At 33.6% G+C, this 14,184-nt stretch carries 17 protein-coding genes; 8 read left to right on the top strand and 9 right to left on the bottom strand.

Annotated features, from left to right (window positions below; all coding sequences use genetic code 11):
- Positions 1–1,066, bottom strand: a 1,066-nt coding sequence (locus tag C6H18_RS01765) for a cache domain-containing protein (RefSeq protein ID WP_199770100.1), incomplete at its 3' end; no start/stop codon positions are given.
- A 552-nt stretch (positions 1,067–1,618) separates the two neighbouring features.
- Positions 1,619–2,215 (bottom strand): peroxiredoxin, encoded by a 597-nt coding sequence (locus C6H18_RS01760; RefSeq protein ID WP_104721390.1) that lies wholly within the window; start codon positions 2,213–2,215, stop codon positions 1,619–1,621.
- Positions 2,216–2,408: 193 nt separating this feature from the next.
- On the opposite strand from C6H18_RS01760, the gene metK reads away from it, so the two are divergent.
- From metK to C6H18_RS01715, 8 genes are all read left to right on the top strand, one after another.
- Positions 2,409–3,566 (top strand): methionine adenosyltransferase, encoded by a 1,158-nt coding sequence (gene metK / locus C6H18_RS01755; protein ID WP_104721389.1) that lies wholly within the window; start codon positions 2,409–2,411, stop codon positions 3,564–3,566.
- Positions 3,567–4,238: 672 nt separating this feature from the next.
- Positions 4,239–5,642 (top strand): glutamate--tRNA ligase, encoded by a 1,404-nt coding sequence (gene gltX, locus C6H18_RS01745; protein ID WP_104721387.1) that lies wholly within the window; start codon positions 4,239–4,241, stop codon positions 5,640–5,642.
- A gap of 179 nt (positions 5,643–5,821) precedes the next feature.
- Positions 5,822–6,649, top strand: a complete 828-nt coding sequence (locus C6H18_RS01740) for a substrate-binding domain-containing protein (protein WP_104721386.1) — start codon at positions 5,822–5,824, stop codon at positions 6,647–6,649.
- Positions 6,646–7,488 carry a phosphate ABC transporter permease subunit PstC gene (gene pstC / locus C6H18_RS01735; RefSeq protein ID WP_199770099.1) on the top strand — a complete coding sequence of 281 codons (843 nt, stop codon included), beginning with the start codon at positions 6,646–6,648 and terminating at the stop codon, positions 7,486–7,488. The genes C6H18_RS01740 and pstC overlap by 4 nt, the downstream gene beginning before the upstream one ends.
- Entirely contained in the window at positions 7,485–8,309 is an 825-nt protein-coding gene (gene pstA, locus C6H18_RS01730) for a phosphate ABC transporter permease PstA (protein ID WP_104721385.1), read from the top strand. Before pstC ends, pstA begins: the two co-directional genes overlap by 4 nt.
- A 2-nt stretch (positions 8,310–8,311) precedes the next feature.
- Positions 8,312–9,067, top strand: coding sequence for a phosphate ABC transporter ATP-binding protein PstB (gene pstB, locus C6H18_RS01725; protein WP_104721384.1), 756 nt, complete (start codon positions 8,312–8,314; stop codon positions 9,065–9,067).
- A gap of 33 nt (positions 9,068–9,100) precedes the next feature.
- A complete protein-coding gene (locus tag C6H18_RS01720) occupies positions 9,101–9,766 on the top strand; it encodes a response regulator transcription factor (protein ID WP_104721383.1) in 666 nt (221 codons plus the stop codon).
- Position 9,767: 1 nt separating this feature from the next.
- A complete protein-coding gene (locus tag C6H18_RS01715) occupies positions 9,768–11,447 on the top strand; it encodes an ATP-binding protein (protein ID WP_233704027.1) in 1,680 nt (559 codons plus the stop codon).
- A gap of 253 nt (positions 11,448–11,700) precedes the next feature.
- Here the strand turns inward: C6H18_RS01715 and C6H18_RS09690 are convergent, their stop codons facing one another.
- The 7 genes from C6H18_RS09690 to C6H18_RS01690 form a co-directional block, all read right to left on the bottom strand.
- Positions 11,701–11,832, bottom strand: coding sequence for a hypothetical protein (locus tag C6H18_RS09690; protein WP_267891861.1), 132 nt, complete (start codon positions 11,830–11,832; stop codon positions 11,701–11,703).
- Positions 11,833–11,902: 70 nt separating this feature from the next.
- Positions 11,903–12,034: a hypothetical protein gene (locus C6H18_RS09685; RefSeq protein ID WP_267891860.1), complete on the bottom strand. Its 132-nt coding sequence runs from the start codon at positions 12,032–12,034 to the stop codon at positions 11,903–11,905.
- A gap of 194 nt (positions 12,035–12,228) precedes the next feature.
- A complete protein-coding gene (locus tag C6H18_RS01710) occupies positions 12,229–12,930 on the bottom strand; it encodes a hypothetical protein (protein WP_233704026.1) in 702 nt (233 codons plus the stop codon).
- Positions 12,927–13,352, bottom strand: a complete 426-nt coding sequence (locus tag C6H18_RS01705; RefSeq protein WP_104721381.1) for a Panacea domain-containing protein — start codon at positions 13,350–13,352, stop codon at positions 12,927–12,929. The genes C6H18_RS01710 and C6H18_RS01705 overlap by 4 nt, the downstream gene beginning before the upstream one ends.
- Before the next feature lie 54 nt (positions 13,353–13,406).
- Entirely contained in the window at positions 13,407–13,622 is a 216-nt protein-coding gene (locus tag C6H18_RS01700) for a hypothetical protein (protein ID WP_104721380.1), read from the bottom strand.
- Positions 13,623–13,678: 56 nt separating this feature from the next.
- A complete protein-coding gene (locus C6H18_RS01695) occupies positions 13,679–13,948 on the bottom strand; it encodes a type II toxin-antitoxin system YafQ family toxin (RefSeq protein ID WP_104721379.1) in 270 nt (89 codons plus the stop codon).
- Positions 13,948–14,142: a hypothetical protein gene (locus C6H18_RS01690; RefSeq protein ID WP_104721378.1), complete on the bottom strand. Its 195-nt coding sequence runs from the start codon at positions 14,140–14,142 to the stop codon at positions 13,948–13,950. The genes C6H18_RS01695 and C6H18_RS01690 overlap by 1 nt, the downstream gene beginning before the upstream one ends.
- Between the last annotated feature and the right edge of the window lie 42 nt (positions 14,143–14,184).

Here is a 14,184-nt window from a genome sequence, read left to right as displayed (position 1 = left end):
TTTGACCAAATTCGTCGTTAGAGGAGATTTTAATAGCACTAAGGGGTTGTTTATTTTCGTGATTAATGTAAGAAAAGAAAGAAAATAATCCTTTTTGGATGGTGGAGATGGGTTTAAGGAATCCTCTAATGATTAAATAGAGTATTAAGACGCCAATGGCTAATAAAATAAGAGCAATTAAGGTATTTTTAATAACAGCAGACTGCACACCGCGAACATAGTCATCTTGATTTGCAGAAACTCCGATTATCCAACCAAATGGCATTTGTGCATAATGCACAGTTCTCGCACCCAAATAATCATAATTTGCAGTTCCGGATTTAGAAATTTTAGCAGCATCACGTATTGCATTTTCGGCTTCTATCCTTGTATTATCTAGAATCAAGTTGTTGTCTTTATGGGAGATGATTTCTCCATTATCATCGGTAATAAATACTGAAAGACTAGGTAACGCAGCAATTACAAAATTTTCAAATCTTTTTTGAAAATCTCCAATAACAATATCCACTCCAATAACACCTATAAAATTGCCATTTTGATAAATTGGTAATGCTGCAGTTGCAACTTCTTTTCCTTTTAGTGCGCCAGCTTGTGAAATATAAGCGGAAGTAACAATAAATTTACCGGCATTTTTTGCTTCTTGATACCAAGGGCGCATTTTCATATCTATTTCTGGAATATCCCAATTATTATTAAAGGTCGTTTTTGGCTCTTCAGGATAGAGTTCAACAAGATAATTTCCATTTTCATAGGCTACAAAAATATCTGCGTATTTTACGATTTGTGATGTGTAGCTTAGAATTTCTCTTTGTGAAACAACATCATCTTTATTGACTTTAGAGAGCATATTTGCTGCAAATTCTAAATGCTGTTTAGCCTCAATATTCATCGTAATATTTATTGTTGTATAAGAAGCTTCCAGAATACTATTTTGTATAGTATGATAAAGTTCTTCAACAATACTTGCTGAACTCTTATAGTATATGAAGTTTATCAATGATATGATAATTACAAAAGTGATAATAACTAGACCTGATATTTTAGCGGTTAATGATTGAGCTTTCATTAATGTGTACCTCCTTCTTTAAAATGCTTTTGCTACAAGGTAATGCAACTTTTATTTTATGATTAAAACATAAATTATATCTTAAAAGATATTCTAAAAGTCAATTTATAGCTTTTTGGGTTTTATAAAGGTGAGGAATAAAGCGAATTATTGAAAGATGTTTCCTTGCTTTATAATTCCCCTTTTAGTAAAATCTGGATTATAGCATATAGCATTATAAAAAAATATCAATTCTTTCAAAATCTTTAATTATAGATTGTCGTTTAAAGTTTTTCTTGTGGAGTTCATTGAGTTAGTTTTAATTTTTGAGTTCATTTAGGCAGTTAAAATCCATTTATTCTTACTTAAAGCTTTTTTGAATAAGAAATAATTGATGAATTTCTCTTGTTTATTTTTACTAAACCTTATTAATTTATGTTGAATAGTGTTAATTGAAAGTTTCTTGAGTTAAGATTGATAAATTTATGATAAAAAACTAAAGATTTGGAAAATAGAGAAATGTTAGATAAAAAGATTAAAAATGAGGAAAAAAAGATTCTCCCCATTTTTTGATTAAAGATTATTGGCGTTAGCAGAAAGGTATTCTTTTACCCCTTCAGCAGTTGCTTTCATACCTTTATCGCCCTTGTTCCAACCAGCCGGGCAAACTTCACCATGCTCTTCGAAAAATGTCAAAGCATCGCACATTCTTAACATTTCATCCATATTTCTACCAAGTGGCAAGTCATTAACAACGGCGTGGCGAACAACTTGATTTTTGTCAATTAGGAATGAACCTCTTAATGCAACTGCTTCATCAAAAAGTACTTCATAATCTCTTGAGATTTGCTTAGTAATATCAGAAACCATAGGGAATTGAACATTACCGATTCCACCTTGATTGATTGGAGTGTTTTTCCAAGCAAAATGCACAACATCTGAATCAATAGAAACGCCAATGACATTGAAGCCTTTTTCGCTAAAGTCTTTTACTCTTTTGTCCATCGCAATGATTTCAGAAGGACACACGAAAGTAAAATCTTTTGGCCAAAAAAATACAACAGCACCATTTCTACCAAGATTTCTTGAAAGTTCAAAATCATTTACGATTTGATTGTCTGCTAAAACAGCAGGAGCTTTAAAATTTGGAGCTTTTTTTGTTACTAACATAGTAAATATCCTTTGTTATGTATTGTTATAAAAATAATTTGTTGATAAAAAATATCAATGGAGGAATAATACTCTAAAGTAAATAAAACTAAAATTAAAAAAATAAATTTTAGACCCCGCTAAAAACGTTTGAGGTAGATTTTAAGCTTTTAGCGATAAAATTAAGAAAATATTTCAAATACAAGGTGAATTTATGAAAAAAGAATTTCTTTTTACTTCCGAATCTGTTACAGAGGGACATCCTGACAAAATGGCAGACCAAATCAGTGATGCGATTTTAGACTACATTATTGAGCGGGATGTGAAAGCTAGAGTAGCGTGTGAAACTCTCTTATCTAATGGATATTGTGTAATCGCTGGAGAGCTAAAAACACATACTTATGCACCAATGCAAGACATTGCAAGAAAAGTGATTAGAGAGATTGGCTACATTGATGCAAGATATGGCTTTGATTATCATAGTGCGGGGGTTTTAAATGGTGTTGGTGAGCAAAGCCCAGATATTAATCAAGGTGTGGATAGAGAAGATGGCGAGATTGGTGCGGGGGATCAAGGCTTGATGTTTGGCTATGCGTGTAAAGAAACTGATGTGTTAATGCCTCTGCCTATTTATCTTTCTCACAGAATCACAGAAAATCTAGCAAAAGCTAGAAAAGATGGAACTTTGCCCTTTTTGCGCCCTGATGGTAAATCCCAAGTAACGATTAAATATGTCGATGGGATTCCAGTAGGCATTGATACGATTGTTGTCTCTACGCAACATAGCCCAGAAACTTCACAAGATACCTTAAGGAGTGCAGTTATTGAAGAGGTGGTTAAAAAGTCTCTACCCGAGCGATTTGCCAAAGATAATATTCGCTATTTTGTTAATCCTACAGGGAAGTTTGTCATTGGTGGTCCTCAAGGGGATGCGGGCTTGACAGGGAGAAAGATTATCGTGGATACTTATGGGGGGAGTTGTCCGCACGGTGGGGGAGCTTTTAGCGGGAAAGACCCAAGCAAGGTTGATAGAAGCGGGGCGTATGCGATGCGCTATGTGGCAAAAAACCTTGTAGCAAGTGGAATCTGCGAGAAAGCAACGATTCAAATAGCCTATGCCATCGGTGTGGTAGAGCCTGTTTCTATTTTAGTTAATACCCACGGAACAGGAAAGTTTGAAGATTCTAAAATCGAAAAATGCGTCAAAGAGCTATTTCGTCTTACACCTAAGGGGATTATCGAATCTTTAGATCTCCTCCGCCCAATCTATCAAAAAACTGCAAGTTATGGACATTTTGGTAGAGAATTACCAGAATTTACTTGGGAGAGAACGGATAAGGTAGAAGCCATTAGGGATTATTTTAATCTCTAAGAGTCTTATTCCTTGCTGTAAAAGTGGAATATATGGGGCTATCCTAAAATAAAAGAGTGAGGCTATCATTACAATCCTTAACTTTTAAAGAAAAAGATAGCTTTTGCTGCTTTTGCTTATTTGGATATGGGTTTGCTCTTTATACGATTCTGTTTTGATTAGGTTTATCTATGACTGCAGGTATTGCAGATAATTGGGAGAATATCCGACTTTATCTTAAATGTATTAGGAAAAATCTTAAATATAAAATAAATTTGTTTAAGTAGAGAAAGGATTAATTATCCACATTGCGTAATTGTTTGATGAAAAATATAAATTGTTTTTGCACCGCTAAAGCCCTCTAAACATATACAATTTAACAATATAGCATTGGAGTGTTTATGATAATTACTCTACTTGGATAGGGATTTGTGGTATTGCGAAGTTTGATGAGGATTTAAGTGCTAAAGAAGTGGTGTTTGAGAAATCCTTTGGTAAAAGAAATTTACAAAAGCAATCCAGATTTTGCAGTTTTTATTGGGAGGAAGCTAGGCATTAGATTTAAGATTTTAATGGCAGGGATGAGGCTGCAAGGGGAGATTAAATCTAAAATGCTCTCTTTGTTCAAATCAATCAAAAGGGATATTGGTTATAATCTTAAAATCATAACATAGACATAAGAATGGAGTTTTTATGGAAACAAACATTGTTACACGATTTGCCCCATCCCCCACGGGATATTTGCATATTGGGGGCTTAAGAACAGCGCTTTTTAATTATCTTTATGCAAGAGCTAATGGAGGGAAATTTCTTTTACGCATCGAAGATACCGATAAGGCTAGAAACTCTAATGAGGCTAAAGAAGCTATTTTGAGAGCTTTTGATTGGGTGGGTTTGGACTATGATGGAGAGGTGATTTACCAAAGTGAACGTTTTGGTATTTATGAAAAATATATCCAATTGCTTTTAGGTGAGGGCAAGGCTTATTATTGCTATATGAGTAAAGAGGAGCTAGAGGATTTACGGGAAGCGCAAAAGGCTAGGGGTAAGACACCGCGTTATGACAATCGTTATCGGGATTTTCAAGGGACTCCCCCACAAGGGATACAGCCTGTTGTAAGGATTAAAGCACCCTTAGAGGGTGAAATTAGCTTTGATGATGGGGTTAAGGGCAAAATATCCATTAACGCTAAAGAGATTGATGATTTTATCATCGCAAGGAGTGATGGTAGCCCTACTTATAACTTTGTCGTGGCTATTGATGATGCTTTAATGGGTGTTACAGATATTATTCGGGGGGATGATCATTTAAGTAATACCCCTAAGCAAATACTCATTTATCAAGCATTGAACTTTAAGATTCCAAAGTTTTTCCATGTGCCAATGATTTTAAATCCCCAAGGGCATAAACTTAGCAAGAGAGATGGGGCAATGAATGTTATGGAATACCAAAGTATGGGTTATCTTCCAGAGGCTCTTTTAAACTTCCTTATTCGTCTAGGTTGGAGCTATGGAGACCAAGAAATCTTTAGCAAAGAGGAGATGCTTAGATTGTTTAATCCCAATGATTTAAATACTGCTCCATCTGCTTATAATCAAGAAAAGCTTTTATGGCTTAATAGCCATTATCTTAAAGTTCTAAGTGTTGATTCTATTAATGCCTTGCTTCCGCTTTATAACGAACAAATCCCCTCCCAAAAAATACAGGATATTTTGTATGTAGAACTGCAAGAACGTTCTAAAACCTTGCAAGAATTTGTCGCTCTTTTAAAAGAGTGTCTCTTGCCTGTAAAAACTTATGATGAAAAAATGAAAAATAAACTACAAACCCTTGAGAATATACATCTACTTAAAGAACTCATTATTTATTTTAAGGCTATCAAAAACCCTATTGATTCTACAAAAGTAGCCGAAACAGAGCTAGAATCCTTTGCAAACTTTCAGGGCATTAAACCTAAGAGTTTTTTTATGCTTTTGCGTTTTGCGCTTTTAGGCAAAAGTGGAGGGGTTAGTCTTGCTCCTTTATTGGCTAGTTTAGAAAAAGAAGAAATTCTACTGCGACTTCAAAATGCTTTAGCTAATCTTGAAATGGCTTAAAACCCTTTCTTAAAGATTTTTCTTTAAGAATCCCCTTATAGAAGTTTAGCTTTGTTATTCGAAGCAAAATATCACTAAAGAAAACTTTGCACTTTACACAAACTTTACAATTCTTGCGTATTCTTTTTTACATTCTCTTTTTATACTTTTGCTATTACTTTAAATCAAGGAGCAATCTTATGAAAAAAACAATCTTAAGTCTATGGATACTAGCTTGTCTATCCCTTAATGTCTTTGCAGAAAATATTTATCCTATTTCAAGGGAAATGGGTTCAGGAACTAGAGGGGCTTTTGTAGATATTTTTGGAATCCACAAAACTATTAATAACAAAAAAATTGATGCTATTTCCTCGAAGATAGAGATTACAAATTCCACCGGCATAATGCTAACAAGTGTTGCAAACTCTAAAAACGCTATTGGTTATATCTCTTTAGGGGCGTTAAATAATACTATCAAACCTCTCAAGATTGATGGGATAACCCCAAGTGTCAAAAATATCACCAACAAAAGCTATACTATTTCACGACCTTTTAATGTCGTTACAAAAAGCACAAATCCTTTAATCGAGGATTTTTTAGCTTATAGCTTATCTAATGAAGCAAAGCCTATTATAGAAAAAGCGGGTTATATTTCCTTAGCCAAAAGGAGCTTTAAAAGCAAAAATCCCAGTGGAAAGTTAATCATTGCCGGTTCAAGCTCGGTTACTCCCCTTATGGAGAAGCTCAAAGAAGCTTATGTCAAAATTAATCCAAAGGCAAATATAGAAATCTCCCAATCTGATTCCACCATAGGAGTAAATTCTGTGGTAGAAGGAATTGCTGATATAGGAATGGTATCAAGAGAGGTTAAAGAGAGTGAATTAAAAAGGGGTGTAAAGCCTCAAGTATTAGCCATTGATGGATTAGCCGTTATTGTCAATCAACAAAACTCTATTACTAATCTCACCAAAGAGCAGGTAAGAAAAATATTTTTAGGTGAAATTACGACTTGGGAACAAGTGCGATGATAAAAGAAAGAATCGCACAGGGAATATTTGCCATTTTTGGCTGTATTTCTATACTCTGTGTGATAATGATTTGTGTATTTTTGTTTGGAAATGCTATCCCTACACTCTTTCAGATAGGATTTTTAGAGTTTATTTTCGGCTTTGATTGGTATCCCACAGAAGATATTTTTGGAATATTCCCTATGATTATTGGGAGTATTTATGTGAGTGCTTTAGCGATTTTGCTTGGTGTTCCTATTGGGGTTTTAAGTGCGATTTATCTATCTGCTTTTGCCTCTAAGAAAATAAAGTTTTTTGCAATGCCTGCTATTGAATTATTAGGTGCTATCCCCTCTGTTGTTTATGGATTCTTTGGGCTTGTGATAATAGTGCCTTGGATAAGTGAGACTTTTAATGGGGTTTCGGGTAAAAGCGTCTTAGCTGCTGCCTTAATTTTAAGCATTATGATTTTACCCACGATTATCCTAATCTCTAAATCCGCTCTTGATAGCGTTCCAAAGTCTTATTGTGAAGGTGCTTTAGCCTTAGGGGCAACTAGAGAGAGAAGCGTATTTTTTGTCAGCCTCTTAGCGGCTAGAAGCGGTATTTTATCCTCTATTATTTTGGGGGTTGGGAGGGCTATTGGAGAGGCAATGGCGGTAATTATGGTAGCGGGTAATCAAGTGCAAATCCCGCATAGTCTTGTTGATGGAGTGCGAACCCTCACGACAAATATTGCCCTTGAAATGGGATATGCGACAGATTTACATAGAGAGGCTTTAATTGTTAATGCTGTTGTCTTATTTGTCTTTATACTTCTTATTAATACAAGTCTTAATCTCGTCAAAGAAAAACAATGAAAACAAAAATTGATACATTATCCTTTTGTCTCTCTTTGGTTACCAAGCTTGCGTTATTAACCACTTTGGGTATTTTTGGAATCTTAATAGGATTTATCTTTTATAAAGGAGTGTTGCATCTCTCTCCTAGTCTCTTTGAATGGGAGTATAACTCCCAAAATATCTCTATGCTACCTGCAATTATTAACACCTTAAATATGGTGGCATTTTCTATACTTTTAACAACGTCTATTGGGATTTTTGGTGCCATTTTTCTTAATGAATACAATAGCAAGAAAAATAAACTCCTTTATGTTATAAAAATTGCTTCGGATACCCTCTTAGGGATTCCTAGTATTGTTTATGGTTTGTTTGGTTATTTGGCTTTTGTGATTTATTTTGGCTTGAAAATAAGTTTTTTATCGGGAGCTTTAACATTAAGCCTTATGATTTTACCCCTAATCCTAAGAAGCTCCCAAGAAGCGCTAAAATCTACCCCCATAGAATTTAGAGAGGCAAGTTTTGCACTTGGTGCTGGAAAGTTACGAACCATTTTTGCGATTATTCTCCCTGCTAGTATCCCAACTATTTTAGCAGGGATTATTTTAAGCATAGGGAGGATAGTAGGAGAGAGTGCGGCTTTGCTTTATACTTCAGGGGGTGTGGCAAAGATAGCGGGATTAACAGAATCTGGACGAACGCTTAGTGTGCATATGTATATTATCTCTAGTGAGGGGCAATTTGTTAATGAAGCTTATGCTACGGCTATGGTGTTAATAGTAATGGTATTTGTTATAAACTCCCTAGCAAATTGCATCGCTAAAAGATTAACGAAAGGATAAAAATGCAAAAAATCTGTTTTAATATTAAAAAAATGAATCTTTATTATGGTTCTTTTTTAGCCCTAAAAGACATTAATATGGAGATTTATAAAGACAAGGTTACAGCCTTTATAGGTCCTAGTGGTTGTGGTAAATCTACTTTTATTAAAACCCTTAATCGTATGAATGATTTGGTGGAGGAGTTTAAGGTTAAAGGAAAAATATTTTTTGAAAATAAAGATATTTATAAAGATATTCCTATTAATACACTGCGTAAAAAAGTCGGAATGGTTTTTCAAAAGCCCAATCCCTTTCCTATGAGTATTTATGATAATATCGCCTTTGGTCCTAAAACACACGGGATTAAGAAAAAGACAAAACTTGATGAAATCATCGAATCCTCTTTAGTGGATGTGGGTTTATGGGGAGATTTAAAAGATCGCTTAAAAACCAATGCCCTAAGTCTTAGTGGTGGGCAACAACAAAGACTATGTATTGCAAGGGCAATCGCTACTAATCCCGAAGTGCTTCTAATGGATGAGCCAACAAGTGCGTTAGATCCTATTTCTACTGCAAAAATTGAAAAATTGATTTTGAGTTTAAAGAAAGAATATACGATTGTTATCGTAACCCATAATATGCAACAGGCTTTAAGAATCTCCGATAAAACAGCATTTTTCTTGCTAGGGGAGATGATAGAATATGAGGATACGGAAAAAATATTTCATAAAGCCAAAAAACAAAAAACCCGTGAGTATATTGAAGGAAGATTTGGCTGATATGCTAAAATTCTTTTAAAAACAAGGAATCCTTTGGTTTATGTTTTAGAAGATGAAAAAGCCATTTTAGAGATTGTGCTTTATGCCCTAAAGTCTCAAAATATTGAAGCAAAAGGTTTTAGTGATTTTTTGCAATTACAAGAAGCTTTAAAACAAGCACTCCCAGAGATTCTAGTTTTAGATTGTTTATTGCCCGGAATGGATGGCTTTGAAATCCTCCAAAAAATAAAAACTAATCCTAATACTAAAGAAATCTCGGTTTTAATGCTAACAGCCTTAGATGATGAAATCCATAAAGTCAAGGGCTTGGATTATGGGGCTGATGATTATATTACCAAGCCTTTTGGAGTGATGGAGTTTTTAGCAAGGATTCGTGCGATTTTGCGACGAAAAAATAGTAACCAAGAAGAGATTGTTTTTAATAATCTTAACTACTCTATCACTAAGCATCAACTAAAAATCGATAATAAGCCTATTAGCCTGACTTTAAAAGAGTTTGAACTCTTAGGGTTGTTTTTAAAAAACCAAGAAAGGGCTTTTAGCAGGGAGGAGATTTTAGAGATTTTATGGGGATATAATTATGGCACAGAGAGCAGAACATTAGATATTCATATCAAAACATTGCGTCAAAAATTAGGAGATTTGGGTAATCATATTAAAACCATACGCGGTATTGGCTATAAATTTTCTAAAGATTAATATGCAAAGAAGAATCTTTTTTTCTATTTTTATGGGGAGTTTAAGTCTTTTATTCCTTGCTAATGTCTTTTTAATCTTTAGCTTAGAATCCTTTTTTCAAAAAGAGTCCTTGCTTGATTTAAAAAACCAATCCAAACCTTTAATCGAGCAATTACCACAGGATTTAACAAAGATAGAATTACTCCTTAAATCCCTTAAAGATTCCCATTATCGTATAAGCGTTATAGATACAAGGGGAAATGTTTTGTATGATAGCTTAAAACAGGATTTAGAAAATCACATTAAGCGAGAAGAAGTCCAAAATGCCCTCCTTAATGGAGAATCTACAAGTATCCGCTATTCTGATACTTTAGGGGCTAAAACACTCTATTATGCAGTTTTTTTAAAAGAGAGGGAGCTTATCCTTAGAATCGCCAAAGAGCAAAAATATATTAAAGCCCTAGTTTTTAAGCTCTTGCCTTATTTTTTCTTAGAATTTTTCTTAGCCTTGCTCCTTTGTTTTCTTCTAGCTAGAGTCCTAACAAAGGCTATTTTAAAACCCATTTTAAAGGTTGATTTAGAGCATTTAAAAAAAGATTCTCTTTATTTTGAGCTTCATAGCTTCGTTAAAAAAATCAAATCCCAAAACAAAGTTATCAAAACCCAGTTAAAGCATCTCCGCCAAAAGCAACAAGAAATGCTTTTATTAGCAGAGAATATGAGTGATGGCTTAATTTTGCTTAACCAACACGGGGATATTCTATCCACTAATAAAAGCGTGCAAAAGTATTTTAAAAACCTGAATTCTCACACTATCATTTATGCGCTTGAGGAATCCCATTTTTTGAAAACCTTGCTAAACCTTCTTAAGGATTTTAAAAAACATAAAAAGCAGACAAGCAAAACCTTGCAAATGCAGCTTTCAAGCTTCGAATGCGAGGTAATTTTTACGCCTATTTTTGTCAAGCATAAATGTAAGGGAATGGTTATTATTATAAGGGATATTACGCAAACCAAACTCGCACAAAACTTAAGAAAAGAATTTAGTGCCAATGTAACGCACGAACTAAAAACTCCTCTAACTTCCATACTTGCCAGCTCTGAAATGCTAAAAAATAATCTTGTAAAAAAGGAGGATATACCAAATTTTATCGACAAGATACTAGCAGAATCCACGAGATTATTAGCAATGATTGATGAAATTTTAAAGCTCTCATTCTTTGATGAGGGAGGAGGAGAAACTCTACAAAAACAAAAGATTGCTTTACATAGCAGTATTTTAAAAGTTGCAGAGCGGTTAAAACTCATTGCTGCACAATATGAAGTTGAAATCATTTTGGATTTGCAGGAGTGCCATATTTTAGGGGAGAAAAGCTTAATAGAAAATCTTATTTTTAATTTGATGGATAATGCCATTAAATATAACATTAAAGGCGGGTTTGTCAAAGTTTCTTTGCAAGATTTGGGGGAGAAAATAAGACTTAGCATACAAGATAGTGGGATTGGTATCCCCCAACACTTACACCAAAGAATCTTTGAGCGGTTTTTTTGCGTGGATAAAAGTCGCAGTAAGAAATTAGGAGGCACAGGGCTTGGATTATCTATCGTCCAATCTGCTCTCTCCTATCATCAAGCAAGTTTAGAAGTAAAAAGTGAGGTGGGAAAGGGAAGCGAATTTATTATAATATTTAGCAAAACTTAAAGAAAATAAAGCGATAGAACCCCTCTTTTAAAAAGGCTTATCTAAGAATCTTTATATTGCTAGAAGGAGTATGGATTATTTTGCTATGTGCGTTTGGGGTTGCATATCTCTTTTTGGTTATTGTTCCTTAGTGTTATATTGAAGCTTTGCAAAAGCTAAAGTGTCTATTTGAATTGATATTATGAGATTCTTTAGTTTTACTTTGGTGAATGATGGATATCTTTTTACAATTAAGGAGATTTTCTATCTTGCTCTATCCACCAAATAGCTCACTATGGCTACCTATACGGATACAAAGCAAAAGCAAAACCTCTTTGTCTTTTTGGGATAATTTTTTATATTGCTTTTCAAATTTGCTAGAAGTTTCTAGCTGATATTTAGGCATTCATAGCCTTTTGAAATTCTGCAATATCCTTGTATCGCTTCGTTTTGCCCTCTTTGCCCTCTTTTTCAAATTATTCAATTGCTTGGGCAATCTCTTCGTTGCTATTTTCTTCTGCTATAGTGATTTTTGCTTTGCCAAGTCTAGCTACTTCTTGAAAAAGTGGCAAAAACTCTTTGCTTGCATTTTCAATAACCAAAGTCATATTTACTCCTTATGTAGTATCTCCAACATTATGCACAAACGAACTTCAAGATTCTACAAGTCTTATTTCCTCACTCGTGAGATTATAGAGTTGATAGATTAAAGAAATTAATTTGGGCTTCTAGGTGGGTTGTGTCTGTCGTGGAATCTTTGGCTTTAAGGGCGAGGATTTATGTGTAACAGAAAATAATTACTCTATATTTCTCCCGCAAAACCAACCGCAATTAATATTATGGTAATTATGTTAAACCAATAAATAGGTTTTTTGAGCCAAGCTTCTTGGTCATCCTTAACTAGAGCTATTTTTGATAAAAAGTTAAACAATAAATACAAAATATTTCCAAAAAATAAAGCTATAAAAGCTATGACAAAAAGCAAACGATAGATGCTTGCTTTGTCGATATTTGATAAAACCGAAGTTGAAAATACCAATCCTCCAACAAATGCCAAAACAATAGAGGCAAAAATCCCCAAAATCGTTATATATTGAATTTGTTGCTTGTTTAAATTTTGCTTTAATGCTTTATAGTTTCTATCTAGTTCATTAGAAACATCTTTAATCTCATTTATTTTATTATCAGAATCTTGCAGTCTAATGCACTCTAAATTTATATGGTCATAAAGTTTTTCTAATCCAAGTTTAATATTTGTAGATTGTTCTTCTTTGCCAAACTCCTCATTAATGAGTCTAAAGTTTTGTGTAAATGTCATAGAGGTTTGTTCTACATCTTTTGAATTTATAATAATAGTAGTGATTTCTGAATATTTATGCCTATATTCTTCTGTGTAAATTTCCTTAAGTTTCTCGATAATTTCATCTTTTATTTTATTTAAGCTTTGGTTTTCACATAGTTGCCTAACAATATTGTTTAGCTCCTTATCTTTGGCATCTATCAAGATTTTGCTTCCTCTTTTATTAATTCTTTGCTAATTATCTCTTTTTTATCCTCTTTAAAGCTTCTATCCCAAGCACCATCTTTTTTATGGCTCTTTTCAACTAGATTCCAATAAGATTCTTTGTTGCATTTTTCAATAGATTGATTAATAATTCCTAATTGCTCTTTTGTTAATTTTTTTGAGAGGGTTTCCTTTTCTGGTTTATCAATAGAATTAGCACCATAATTGCGATATTCAACATAGACTTCTCTTGCGACAGGTCCATATTTCCAAGCTTCAAAATCATCAGAAATTAAAGGTTCATCAAATTCTTTAATATAGTCAAGCTCTGTAAAATATAAAGTTTTTTGTAACTCCAAATTACTTAAATCTTTATCAGATACTTTAAGAATATATTTTGCTAACTCTAAAGCACTTACCATATTTCAATCCTTTACATAAAGCTCATGCGATTATACAATTATATTTGTTTAGTTTTATTTATTTTCAACAATTTTTATCTCCTCATTCGTGAGATTATAGAGCTGATAGACTAAAGAATCAATTTGGGATTCTAAGGTGTTTGTATCGGGTATTTTGTCATATTGAGCTTGCAAAGCAAGCGAAATATCTCTATTTGTTTTTCTTTGAGATTCTTCGGGCACAAAGCCCTCAGTTTGACAAGCCTCTTTGATTGCAAGAATCTCATTCATTCAAAGCAGTGATTCTATCTATGATTTTTTGGCTTGATTTGGTAAGTGGTAAGAAATTATCCAAACAATTCGCTATGGCTACCCACAGAAACACAAGTTAGAATCAAAAGGTTTTCTTGCTTTTGATAAACCAGCAACAAATCAGGCTTAATATGGCATTCTCTAAAGTCTTTAAATTCACCCTTAAGCTTGTGGTCTTGATATTTTTTCTCTAAAGGTTCATCATTGGCTAATTTTTGGACGATACTATCAACTAGTATCTGATTATCTATTGAAAGCTTCTTGTATTGCTTTTTATATCCCTTAAGAATCCTAATCTCATACATTAAGATTCCATTGTTTTTTTGTATTCTTCAAAGTCTTGGCAAACCTCATATTCTCCATTTTTGATTTCTTTAAGGGCTTGTTTCATCAAACATTCTTTTTCTTTTTTAACCTTAACTTTGGCATTATCAAGTTTCGCCATAGACTTGATAGCCTTTTGCAATTCCTTGCTTGCATTTTCAATCACCAAAGTCATCTTTACTCCTTGTGTAGTATCTTCAATATTATACACAAACGA

It is taken from the genome of Helicobacter mesocricetorum (genome assembly GCF_900198605.1).
Taxonomy (GTDB): domain Bacteria; phylum Campylobacterota; class Campylobacteria; order Campylobacterales; family Helicobacteraceae; genus Helicobacter_D; species Helicobacter_D mesocricetorum.
This window is presented reverse-complemented; position numbering and strand designations above follow the sequence as displayed.